Annotated in this window: 10 protein-coding genes; 9 read left to right on the top strand and 1 reads right to left on the bottom strand. The window is 39.3% G+C overall.

Features of this window, described 5'->3' with window-relative positions:
* Positions 1-763, bottom strand: a 763-nt coding sequence (locus D2908_RS08825) for a helix-turn-helix domain-containing protein (protein WP_133297851.1), incomplete at its 3' end; no start/stop codon positions are given.
* Positions 764-975: 212 nt separating this feature from the next.
* On the opposite strand from D2908_RS08825, the gene D2908_RS08820 reads away from it, so the two are divergent.
* The 9 genes from D2908_RS08820 (at position 976) to yaaA (ending at position 11597) form a co-directional block, all read left to right on the top strand.
* Positions 976-2580 carry a hypothetical protein gene (locus D2908_RS08820; protein WP_117306459.1) on the top strand — a complete coding sequence of 535 codons (1605 nt, stop codon included), beginning with the start codon at positions 976-978 and terminating at the stop codon, positions 2578-2580.
* 1 nt (position 2581) lies between these two features.
* Complete coding sequence (locus D2908_RS08815) at positions 2582-3613, top strand: acyltransferase family protein (protein WP_117306457.1); 1032 nt, start codon at positions 2582-2584, stop codon at positions 3611-3613.
* Positions 3606-4592 (top strand): glycosyltransferase family 2 protein, encoded by a 987-nt coding sequence (locus D2908_RS08810; RefSeq protein ID WP_117306455.1) that lies wholly within the window; start codon positions 3606-3608, stop codon positions 4590-4592. Before D2908_RS08815 ends, D2908_RS08810 begins: the two co-directional genes overlap by 8 nt.
* Positions 4593-4814: 222 nt before the next feature.
* On the top strand, positions 4815-7511 hold the full coding sequence (locus D2908_RS08805) for a cation-translocating P-type ATPase (protein ID WP_117306453.1): 2697 nt from the start codon (positions 4815-4817) through the stop codon (positions 7509-7511).
* A gap of 12 nt (positions 7512-7523) precedes the next feature.
* Positions 7524-8315 (top strand): glutathione-dependent disulfide-bond oxidoreductase, encoded by a 792-nt coding sequence (gene yghU, locus D2908_RS08800; protein ID WP_117306451.1) that lies wholly within the window; start codon positions 7524-7526, stop codon positions 8313-8315.
* Between the two features lie 114 nt (positions 8316-8429).
* Positions 8430-8840 (top strand): peptide deformylase, encoded by a 411-nt coding sequence (locus D2908_RS08795; RefSeq protein WP_117306449.1) that lies wholly within the window; start codon positions 8430-8432, stop codon positions 8838-8840.
* Between the two features lie 11 nt (positions 8841-8851).
* A complete protein-coding gene (locus tag D2908_RS08790; protein ID WP_117306447.1) occupies positions 8852-10447 on the top strand; it encodes a hypothetical protein in 1596 nt (531 codons plus the stop codon).
* A gap of 178 nt (positions 10448-10625) precedes the next feature.
* A complete protein-coding gene (locus tag D2908_RS08785) occupies positions 10626-10790 on the top strand; it encodes a YczI family protein (protein WP_165847488.1) in 165 nt (54 codons plus the stop codon).
* Positions 10791-10868: 78 nt separating this feature from the next.
* The gene (yaaA, locus tag D2908_RS08780; protein ID WP_117306443.1) at positions 10869-11597 is read left to right on the top strand and encodes a peroxide stress protein YaaA; all 729 of its coding nucleotides are present in this window, start codon (positions 10869-10871) and stop codon (positions 11595-11597) included.
* Positions 11598-11673 lie beyond the last annotated feature (76 nt).

Genomic DNA, 11673 nt, shown 5'->3' with positions numbered 1-11673 from the left:
GAAAAGTGTTCTTGATGTCATAGAGGTGTTTGGTAACCTCAAGGGCAGTTTTATTATCCAGAAGTCTAGCGAAGATAAAGTTACAGAAAGAGAGGTTGAAGGTGAGTAGGACTTTTCCTCCGGTTCGGCCCATAACGGTGTCCATTTCCAGCCAAGAATTCAGTTGATTAAGGGCTAAATAGCTTTGGAAATCCTCATAGGAACGGCCTTTTTTAGCTTCTTTAGGGATGGAAGGTAGCTTGCTTTTCCGTCTTTCTTTGAATTTAACGGCTCTGGTTAGGTCAATCGGAGCGATAGATAGGTACCCTTTTCGGATGTGCCGATAGACGGTTGAGGAGCTGACATCAAGGTTATGAGTTTTGAGGATATGATAGATGTGTTGTCCCTTTTTAACCCCATCAGAAATGACTTTGTCCATTTCCCAGAAGGTCTTGGAATTGAGAGGAGTTCCTTCACGAGCTTCTACAAGAATTTGTTCGTCCTGTTTTTGAGCTTGCTTAGCGAGGTAGAAGATCTTCTTATAGCCACAATTTTGTCTTCTTTTAGGGCATCCATTACAGACAAAGGGAGCCTTGTCGAGTAGAGGGCAAGGAAGGTTATGGCATGTAGACTCTCGGACTTGTCTGTTTCGTTTGACTTCTTTGGAAACAGTAGTTGGGTCTTTTAGAATGGATTGTCCGATAGCTTTGAAGGTTTCACCGCGCTCTAAGCCTAATTGGATATCATTACGGTCTGAAAGGGTAAGGTGTTTATGTTTTGTCATAGTAGACCTCATTTCTAACTCAAACGTCTCACACTTAATTCCACCATAAAAATCCGTTTTAGACTAATTTCCACTTTGGTCAGGCAAGTGGAAGTTACTTTGAGAAGTTAGCATTCAAACGATATAGGCTTACAAGTTTGGAGGTGAGCTAGTTTTTTATAAGGAAATATGGTAGAATTGAAGGGTAATGTTTATTCGAAGGAGAGCTTGTAATGATAAATAAAAATATGGTCAGTAGGCTACTTAACTTAAGTTTTTTATTTTTGCCATTTTTATTTTTTTATTTCTATATATCAATGAGAGGTTTTGAATATCCTGTTGTAGATGATATCATGGTAAATCAAACCATATTATCTGGGGAAAATATGTTATTACCCTACGTAGGAATTTTATTATCTTCCGGTTTAGTTTTATTGCAACAAATTTTTACAAATTGGAATATTTATTTTTGTTTTTTAGTCAGTATTTACTGTATTAGTTTTTGTGTCTATGCAATCTTTTTTTATAAGAAAAAACTGTATCTTTTGCTTCCAATTGTGTTTTTAGCCCAATTGATACTTATTAAATATTTTTCTTTTTCCGTTATTGCATATTTGTCAGCTACAGCGGCTACTTTTTTACTATTTGATAAAAAATATATTTCAGGACTATTATTATTGTTCATTGGTTTATCCATTCGACCTCAAATAATATCTAGTTTTATCTTACTTTTATTACCGTTTCTGCTCTTCGAGTGGGTATATTCTAAAAAAAGAAAAGAAATTGTTTTATTATTTAGCGTCATTTTACTGATTTTTGCTTCCAATAAACTATATACACTAGGGAAAGCTGACGTACAGGAGTATTTGACATGGAATGCTCTAAGTACGAATTTGAGAGATTATCCTGCTATTGATTATCAAAGACATGCGAATGAATTTGAAGCTTTAGGAGTAAGTGAAAATGATTTGAATGTCTCTACCTACTGGTTATTTGCTGAAAAAAAAGCCTTAAGCAATATTCTTTTAACAAACATTCAATCTGTTCGTTCCCTTTCAGAGAAATACTCGTTTAATCTGCCTCAGATGATATCAGATTTTTTTAAGAATAGTATACTGACAACCTTCTCTTTAATATTGATTAGTTGGTTCTTGATTTTTAAGCCTAAGAAGCTATACGGATGGTTTGTACCGATTTCCCCATTACTTTTAATTGGAGCTCTCTTTGTTAGACAGAGGGTAGTAGAGCGTGTGTATATTCCTCTAATAGTATGTTTCTTAGTAGTATTTATTTTCTATGCTCGATCATTTTATGAAAAAAGACGTTTATTTGATAAGAGGAAGGTGTTCCTTAGCGTACAAATAATAGGAACACTAGGAGGAGCATTATGGATAAATAAACTTGGACAAGAATTGTATTGGTTTCCCTATATTCAATCGTCAGTAGTATCAGAGTACCAGTCACTTGTGCAAAGGAGTTCGGATAAGCTTGTTGTTATCGGAGGATATAGCACTTTGGTTTCTTCACAGCCTACATTATCAACTTTTAAATTAAGACCCAATCAGTTAGTGATAAATACAAATACATTAGGAAATTGGCAAACTTTTTCTCCTCATTATTATCAACAAATGAAGAGATACGGAGTTGAAGAACCTGAAAATCTGCTGTCTTCTGCAATTAACAATGACAATATCTTGTTTTTTTGGTCAACATCATCAGGTAGTATGAATAATGTAAAGAAAATCATGAAAGAACATTATCAGAAGGATGTTTACTTTGAGGAGGTTGAATCTGTAACTTCAGATATGAGCGTTTATCTATTAAAATTAGGAGAATAATATGAAGAAGCGAATAGGATATATAGACATGGCTAAGGGTTTAGCCATTGTACTAGTTATTGTTGGACATAGTAGCTTCGTTCCAAATAATGCAAAGTTGCTTCTCTATTCATTCCACATACCACTGTTCTTTTTCTTATCTGGTTTTACTTTGAATGTTAGAAAATACGAAACCTTCTCAGGCTATTGTTTAAGTAAGGTAAAGAGTTTAGTTATTCCTTTTTTCTTGCTAAATAGTTTTGTTTTTCTGTTTCAACTTTTTGTTATGTACCCTGATCAGGTTCTGAGTTTTGATATTCTTCATTTTATAAAACAGTTACTAATTTCAGATCGTTTGCATATTTATTTTCAATTATGGTTTTTGAATGTGATGTTTTTGGCTCATGTTTTTATCTACTTTATCTTAAAGAGAAGATGGAATGTAGGTCAGTGGATAATGATATTTTTTTCTCTCTTTGTTTTAGTCTATCTGGGACAGAAGATATATGAAAAAGAATACTATTTAATTTGGAACATTGATTTAGTTCCTGTCGCTATGATTTTTATCTTGCTGGGAGTATGGACTAAGAATAACTTACATCGATTAGAAAAATACTTTTCGGCTTATTTTTTACCAGTAGGAGGAATATTGACTGTTCTTGTTGGAGGAGTGAACTATAGGTTAAGCGGAAATCAGATTGTGGATTTATACTATCAGCAAATTGGAAATCATTTCTTATTTTACTTGGCAGCTATTTCAGGAATTTGGAGTGTTCTTATATTTTTTAAAACAATTCCAGAGAGTTCCATTTTGAAATCAATCGGCCAAAAAACGTTGATTTATTATGGAGTACATTCGCCGATAGTTCTGGTGTTAGTAGAAAAATTAGTTAAAGAATTGTCTACGAAATATACTGGAATTTTTGTTAATCAATATATAACGACAGTTTTGGTAGTTATATTAACAATTTTGGGCTGTGAATCGATAGTCAGGATGTTTAGAGGAACCAACTTTCCTTTTGGGATAAAAAGATTAGGAGAAAGAGATGAGTAGACACAAGCCAATTTTATATATAGTTGTTCCATGTTACAACGAAGAACAAGTCTTACCGCATACTAATCCAGTGTTTGTTGAAAAAATTGAACAATTAATAAAGAAAGAAGAAATCCACCGCCATAGTAAAATTATGTACGTAAACGATGGTAGTAAAGATCGAACTTGGGAACTGATAGAAAGTTATGCTAAATCTATCCCTTCTGTGGTTGGTGTATCGCAAAGTCGTAACAGAGGTCATCAAAGTAGTGTACTTGCAGGTATGTATGAGGCCATTCAGTTTGCTGATATTGTCATTACCATTGATGCCGATGGACAAGATGATATCAATTGTATGGATAAAATGATTGAAGAATATAAAAACGGTTCTGAAATTGTCTACGGTGTACGTGATAACCGTGATACGGACTCTGCTTTTAAACGAATTACAGCTGAAGGTTTTTATAAAGTTTTACGCCTATTTGGAGCAGAAGTCGTTTTTAATCATGCTGACTATCGATTGGTTTCTAAAAGATTCTTGAAGGAATTAGAAAAATTCACTGAAGTCAATCTTTTTCTTCGTGGTTTAATGCCTTTAGTTGGTTTTAAATATTCTTACGTTTCATATAAACGCCATGAACGAATTGCTGGTGAGAGCCATTATCCCTTATCTAAAATGCTTGGTTTGGCTATGGATGGTATTACTAGTTTATCAATCAAACCGATAAGGTTGATTACAAGTCTGGGAGTCCTGACCTCTCTCTTTAGTTTTTTATTGATTATTTGGGTTGTATGGAGTAAGTTTGCTGGTACAGTCGTGGCTGGATGGGCGAGCACCTATGCAATAGTTAGCCTACTTGGTGGAGTTCAATTGATTAGTTTGGGCGTAATTGGTGAGTATGTTGGAAAAATTTATATGGAAACAAAACGTCGTCCTAGGTATATTATCAGCGATCGTACTTTTGATTCAGAAAGTGTTTCATCAGATTTAAACCCTTGAAAATTGTTCAAAATTTGGTATAATAGTACTACTCAAGGGAGTAGCTGGCAGAAACCTGTGATAGTGTCGTCATTTCGAATTTTATACTGAAAAGTATGCTTTCCGGCCCTATCTTAAACAGCGAGACTTGTTATGATTAACAGGTCTCTTTTTGTTTGTCGTGAAAAGATACGATGAGGGAAAAGAGAGTCTGTTTTGCACACCATGTCAAGGAGGAGACACATGTCAAAAGAACAAAAACGCCAAGCGTTTTACACTCAGAGTCCTGAAGAGGTCTTGCAGGCTGTGGATGCGACCGAACAAGGTTTGTCATCAAGTGAGGCGGAAAAGCGCCTTGCAGAATTTGGCCACAATGAACTCGAAGAAGGCGAGAAACGATCAATCCTGGTCAAGTTCATCGAGCAATTTAAGGATTTGATGATTATCATCCTAGTTGCGGCGGCTATTTTATCAGTCGTGACTTCTGGTGGGGAAGATATCGCAGATGCTATCATCATCCTAGCCGTAGTTATCATCAACGCTGCCTTTGGTGTTTACCAAGAAGGAAAAGCTGAAGAAGCCATCGAAGCCCTCAAATCCATGTCTAGTCCAGCTGCCCGCGTTCTTCGCGATGGGCATATGGCGGAGATTGACTCTAAAGAATTGGTACCAGGTGATATCGTTGCCCTTGAAGCAGGTGATGTAGTACCTGCAGACCTACGTTTGCTAGAAGCCAACTCTCTTAAAATCGAAGAAGCAGCCCTGACAGGTGAGTCTGTTCCAGTTGAAAAAGACTTGTCAGTTGAGCTTGCTGCAGACGCTGGTATTGGTGACCGTGTCAACATGGCCTTCCAAAACTCAAATGTGACCTATGGTCGTGGGATGGGTGTTGTTGTAAATACTGGTATGTACACTGAAGTTGGTCATATCGCTGGCATGCTTCAAGATGCGGATGAGACGGATACGCCCCTCAAACAAAACTTGAACAACCTTTCTAAGGTCTTAACCTATGCTATCTTGGTCATTGCCCTTGTTACTTTTGTTGTAGGTGTCTTTATTCAAGGAAAAGATCCACTTGGTGAGTTGATGACCTCTGTTGCACTTGCCGTTGCAGCTATCCCAGAAGGGCTCCCAGCTATCGTAACGATCGTTCTTGCCCTTGGTACTCAAGTTTTAGCCAAACGAAACTCAATCGTTCGTAAGTTGCCAGCAGTAGAAACACTTGGTTCAACTGAAATTATCGCTTCTGATAAGACTGGTACGCTGACCATGAACAAGATGACCGTTGAAAAAGTCTTCTATGATGCAGTCCTACATAACTCTGCTGATGATATTGAACTGGGTCTTGAAATGCCCCTACTTCGTTCAGTTGTCTTGGCAAACGATACGAAGATCGATGTGGAAGGCAACCTAATTGGTGACCCAACAGAAACGGCCTTCATCCAGTATGCCTTGGACAAGGGCTACGATGTCAAAGGTTTCTTAGATAAATATCCTCGTGTGGCTGAGTTGCCATTTGACTCTGACCGTAAGCTCATGTCAACGGTTCACCCATTGCCAGATGGTCGTTTCCTTGTAGCAGTCAAGGGTGCGCCAGATCAACTTTTGAAACGTTGTGTTCTTCGTGATAAGGCTGGTGATATTGCTCCAATTGATGAGAAGGTTACAAACCTCATTCACACAAATAACTCTGAAATGGCTCATCAAGCCTTGCGTGTCCTTGCAGGTGCTTATAAGATTATTGACAGTATTCCAGAAAACCTTACTTCTGAGGAGCTTGAAAATGATTTAATCTTTACTGGTTTAATCGGGATGATTGATCCTGAACGTCCTGAGGCTGCTGAGGCTGTTCGTGTGGCTAAGGAAGCTGGAATCCGTCCAATCATGATTACAGGTGACCATCAAGACACTGCAGAAGCTATTGCCAAACGTTTGGGAATCATCGCTACAAATGATACCGAAAGCCACGTTTTGACTGGTGCTGAGCTCAACGAGCTGTCAGATGAAGACTTTGAAAAAGTAGTTGGTCAATACTCTGTTTATGCGCGTGTGTCTCCAGAGCACAAGGTTCGTATCGTCAAGGCTTGGCAAAAACAAGGTAAGGTCGTTGCCATGACAGGTGACGGTGTCAATGATGCGCCAGCTCTGAAAACAGCCGATATCGGTATCGGTATGGGAATCACCGGTACAGAGGTTTCTAAGGGGGCTTCTGATATGATTCTTGCAGATGATAACTTTGCGACTATTATCGTCGCAGTTGAAGAAGGACGTAAGGTCTTCTCAAACATTCAAAAGACTATTCAGTACCTACTTTCTGCCAATACTGCTGAAGTATTAACCATCTTCCTATCAACCTTGTTTGGTTGGGATGTTTTACAGCCGGTTCATCTCTTGTGGATTAACTTGGTAACGGACACCTTCCCAGCTATCGCTCTTGGTGTTGAGCCTGCTGAGCCAGGTGTCATGAACCATAAACCACGTGGACGCAAGGCAAGCTTCTTCTCAGGTGGTGTTTTGAGTTCTATCATTTATCAAGGTGTACTCCAAGCAGCTATTGTTATGAGTGTTTATGGGCTTGCCCTTGTCTACCCAGTTCATGTGGGTGATAATCAAGCTATTCACGCAGATGCTCTTACTATGGCTTTTGCAACCCTTGGTCTGATTCAGCTCTTCCATGCCTACAATGTCAAGTCTGTCTACCAATCTATCTTGACAGTTGGCCCATTCAAGTCTAAGACCTTTAACTGGTCTATCTTAGTATCCTTCATTCTTCTCATGGCAACAATCGTCGTAGAACCGCTTGAAGGAATCTTCCATGTAACTAAACTAGACTTGTCTCAATGGGGAATTGTTATGGCAGGAAGTTTCTCAATGATTATCATCGTCGAAATCGTTAAGTTTGTCCAACGTAAACTCGGTTTTGATAAGAATGCGATTTAAGGGAGGTTTGGGATGTCAGCCTATCAATTACCGACCGTATGGCAGGATGAAGCTAGTAATCAAGGAGCCTTTACGGGATTAAATAAACCGACAGCAGGTGCCCGTTTCGAACAAAACTTGCCAAAAGGAGAGCAACCTTTTCAGCTTTATTCACTGGGAACACCAAATGGTGTGAAAGTCACTATCTTATTGGAAGAATTGCAAGAAGCTGGTTTTGAGCAAGCGACTTACGATTTGTATAAGATTGCGATTATGGATGGGGATCAGTTTGGTTCGGACTTTGTAAAGCTTAATCCAAATTCAAAGATTCCAGCCTTATTGGACCAGTCAGGAACTGAAGAAGTGAGAGTCTTTGAGTCTGCTCATATTCTTCTATACCTTGCTGAGAAATTTGGAGCCTTTTTACCAAGTAATCCTGTGGAAAAGGTAGAAGTTTTGAATTGGTTATTCTGGCAAGCAGGTGCAGCACCTTTTCTAGGTGGGGGATTTGGACATTTCTTTAACTATGCCCCTGAAAAATTGGAATATCCAATTAATCGTTTTACGATGGAAGTGAAACGCCAGTTAGATTTATTGGATAAGGAATTGGCTCAGAAACCTTATATTGCAGGCAATGACTATACGATTGCAGATATTGCTATCTGGTCTTGGTATGGACAGTTAGTTCAAGGAAAGCTTTACCAAGGTTCTGCAAAATTTTTAGATGCCTCAAGTTATCAAAATCTAGTAAACTGGTCAGAAAAAATTGCCAACCGTCCTGCTGTTAAGCGTGGCTTGGACGTAACTTATAAAGAAATTAAATAGCAAAAAGTCATCTTCGGATGGCTTTTTGCTATAGTTGAGGGAAAGGCCTTGCAGTTATCGGCTTTTGTGCTATAATTGCTATAATATAGTAAAAAGCAAGAGGAGTGTGAGGGAGTGGAAAAGGAAATTGTGAAGGATATTTTGTTTTTATCTCAGGTATCTCAGCCGGCAAGTCAGGAGGACCTGTATCTTGCCAGAGATTTGCAGGATACGCTTTTAGCAAATCGTGAGACCTGTGTTGGTCTAGCTGCCAATATGATTGGGGTGCAGAAGCGCGTGATTATCTTTAATCTTGGCTTGGTTCCCGTGGTCATGTTTAATCCAGTGCTCCTATCTTTTGAAGGATCTTATGAGACAGAGGAAGGCTGTTTGTCTTTGGTAGGTGTGAGACCTACTAGGCGTTATGAAACCATAAGGGTTGCCTATCGTGACAGCAAGTGGCAGGAACAGACTATTACTTTGACAGGTTTCCCAGCCCAGATCTGCCAGCATGAACTGGATCACTTGGAAGGACGAATCATTTAGGAGGAAAGTAAATGAAACGAATAGTCTTCGAACTGATTTTTATCGCAACGACCTGGTATATCTTTTTACCGCCCCTTAACCTGACCAGTTGGGAATTTCTCTTTTTCCTCTGTGGGCATTTACTGCTTGTAGCCATTTTATTTGGCTTTGGCAAGGGAATCAATCTGGTCAAAACAGTTCATGTGCGTCACGGCAAGGCAGAAGCTGCCTTAAATCTAGAGGGTTTCAAAATCAATTGGTTAGGGAAAGCTCTTTTAGTTTCTATTGGAGGAATTCTGCTCTTGGCGGCCTTGGTTTCCTTGGTAACTTCCAGCATTTTTCAGGCTAAAAATTATGCTAATATAGTCACGGTGACGGAAAAAGAGTTTTCTGAATTTCCTAAGACTGACACCAGTAAGGTTCCTATCTTAGATAGAAGTACTGCTGAAAAAATTGGTGACCGCTACTTGGGTTCCCTAACAGATAAGGTATCGCAGTATGTAGCGGCAGATACCTATACCCAATTGACGATTGATGGGAAACCTTATCGGGTTACACCACTAGAATACGCAGATCCTATCAAGTGGTTTAATAATCAATCCAAGGGAATCGGCGAGTATATCAAGGTGGACATGGTGACCGGAAATGCGGACTTGGTGGACTTGAAGACACCAATCAAGTATTCGGATTCGGAGTATTTTAACCGCGATGTCAAACGCCACCTGCGCTTTAAATACCCAACCAAAATCTTCAAGACTCCATCCTTCGAGGTGGACGATGAGGGTAATCCTTTCTATGTGGCTACAGTTTATCAAAAGCAGTTTGGCTTAGCGGTTCCTCGTCCTGTTTCAGTCATTATCTTGGATGCCACAAATGGAGAAACCAAGGAATACAGCTTGGCAGATGTTCCAGAATGGGTGGACAGAGTTTATCCAGCTGAGGAAACCATTGAGCAAATCAACTACAACGGTAAGTACAAGGACGGTTTCTGGAATGCTATGATTTCCAAGAAAAACGTGACCCTGACTACCAAGGGCTATAATTATTTGTCTATCGGCAATGATATCTATCTCTACACAGGTGTGACGTCGGCTAATGCAGATGAAAGTAATCTTGGTTTCATCCTTGAAAATATGCGGACAGGAGAAATCACCAAGTACAGCTTGGCTTCTGCGACCGAAGAATCAGCCCGTGAATCAGCCGAAGGTGCTGTTCAGGAGAAATCCTACAAGGCAACCTTCCCAATCCTCATCAACCTCAATGACAAGCCTCTCTACATCATGGGCTTGAAGGACAATGCTGGCTTGGTCAAAGAGTATGCCTTGGTAGATGCAGTCGAGTACCAAAACGTTATCGTAGCTACGACAGTGGAAGAGCTGCTCAGCAAGTATACCAATAAAAACGACCTTGAAATTGATAATGCAACAACAGAAAGCATCAAGGGTGTGGTAGCAGACCTCAAATCAGCTGTTATCAAGGGTGATACCGTCTACTTCTTTAAAGTTGATGGCAAGATATACAAGGTCAAGGCTTCTGTATCAGATGATCTTCCCTACCTTGAAAATGGTAAAACCTTCGAAGGTCAAGTAGGAAAAGACAATTATCTCAAGACTTTTAAAGTGCAGTAATACTCTTCGAAAATCTCTTCAAACCACGTCAACTTTATCTGCAACCTCAAAGCTGTGCTTTGAGCAACCTGCGGCTAGTTTCCTAGTTTGCTCTTTGATTTTCATTGAGTATAAAAAAGGTTTATTTAAGAAATATATGTTCTAATAAGGTAAATTAAGACTAATGGAGGACAAAGAAATGGGTTTTTATGTGATGATTGCTTCAATGTTACTCGGACTGCTCGCTTTGAAGATAGGTTTTTCTCAGTTCAAGGAGAAAAAAGATAAATTCTTATCTATTCTAAAAAGTTTAGCTGGGCTAGCCCTTGTTCTCGTGGCTGTCTGGTTAGGATGGCCCAAATAAATAGAGAAACCTCGGTCAAACCGAGGTTTTTCAAATGAATTTCTTGGTTGTGGCTAAAAAATATGCTACACTATCAATATGAAAATTTTAATCCCAACAGCAAAAGAAATGAACACAGATTTGCCAAGTATCGAGGCAAATCCTTTAAGACCAGAAAGTCAGGCCGTTCTGGATGCCTTGGCTCTCTATTCTGCTAGTCAATTGGAGAGTTTTTACAAGGTATCAGCCGATAAGGCGGCGGAAGAATTTCAACATATCCAAGCTTTAAAAAGGCAAACTGCTCAACACTACCCAGCTCTGAAACTTTTTGACGGACTCATGTATCGCCATATCAAGCGAGATAAATTGACCGAGGCGGAACAAGCCTATCTTGAAAATCATGTCTTCATCACCTCGGCTTTGTACGGAGTCGTCCCAGCCTTGGCACCTATGCCCCCTCATCGTTTGGATTTTTTGATGAAATTAAAGGTCGCTGGTAAGACTTTGAAGAGCCATTGGAAGGCAGCCTACGATGAAGCTGTGAAGCAGGAAGAAGTGATTTTCTCTCTCTTGTCATCCGAGTTTGAGGCTGTATTTTCTAAGGAAATCAGAGAAAAAATGGTAACCTTTAAATTCATGGAGGATAGAGGAGGTCAGCTGAAGATTCATTCAACTATTTCCAAGAAAGCGCGTGGTGCTTTCCTGACAGCCCTGATAGAAAATCAAGTACAGACGGTCGATGAAGCTCGTCGCTTAAGCTTTGCAGGATTTAACTACCGAGAAGATTTGTCACAGCAACAGGAATTAGTTTTTGTTAAGGAAGTCTGAGAAGAGAAAAATTCAAATTGAGGCTCAATTTCTTCGTTTTTAAAACGTATGAGGTTGGTTAAAAAGTCTTTGAAAT

The organism is Streptococcus sp. LQJ-218, from assembly GCF_003428885.1.
GTDB lineage: Bacteria > Bacillota > Bacilli > Lactobacillales > Streptococcaceae > Streptococcus.
This window is presented reverse-complemented; position numbering and strand designations above follow the sequence as displayed.

What these genes read in the sequence shown, in the direction of transcription:
- yghU (WP_117306451.1), top strand. Translation starts at nt 7,524, where the DNA reads ATGTCAGCCTATCAATTACCGACCGTATGGCAGGATGAAGCTAGTAAT.
- yaaA (WP_117306443.1), top strand. Translation starts at nt 10,869, where the DNA reads ATGAAAATTTTAATCCCAACAGCAAAAGAAATGAACACAGATTTGCCA.
- D2908_RS08810 (WP_117306455.1), top strand. Translation starts at nt 3,606, where the DNA reads ATGAGTAGACACAAGCCAATTTTATATATAGTTGTTCCATGTTACAAC.
- D2908_RS08815 (WP_117306457.1), top strand. Translation starts at nt 2,582, where the DNA reads ATGAAGAAGCGAATAGGATATATAGACATGGCTAAGGGTTTAGCCATT.
- D2908_RS08790 (WP_117306447.1), top strand. Translation starts at nt 8,852, where the DNA reads ATGAAACGAATAGTCTTCGAACTGATTTTTATCGCAACGACCTGGTAT.
- D2908_RS08805 (WP_117306453.1), top strand. Translation starts at nt 4,815, where the DNA reads ATGTCAAAAGAACAAAAACGCCAAGCGTTTTACACTCAGAGTCCTGAA.
- D2908_RS08820 (WP_117306459.1), top strand. Translation starts at nt 976, where the DNA reads ATGATAAATAAAAATATGGTCAGTAGGCTACTTAACTTAAGTTTTTTA.
- D2908_RS08785 (WP_165847488.1), top strand. Translation starts at nt 10,626, where the DNA reads ATGGGTTTTTATGTGATGATTGCTTCAATGTTACTCGGACTGCTCGCT.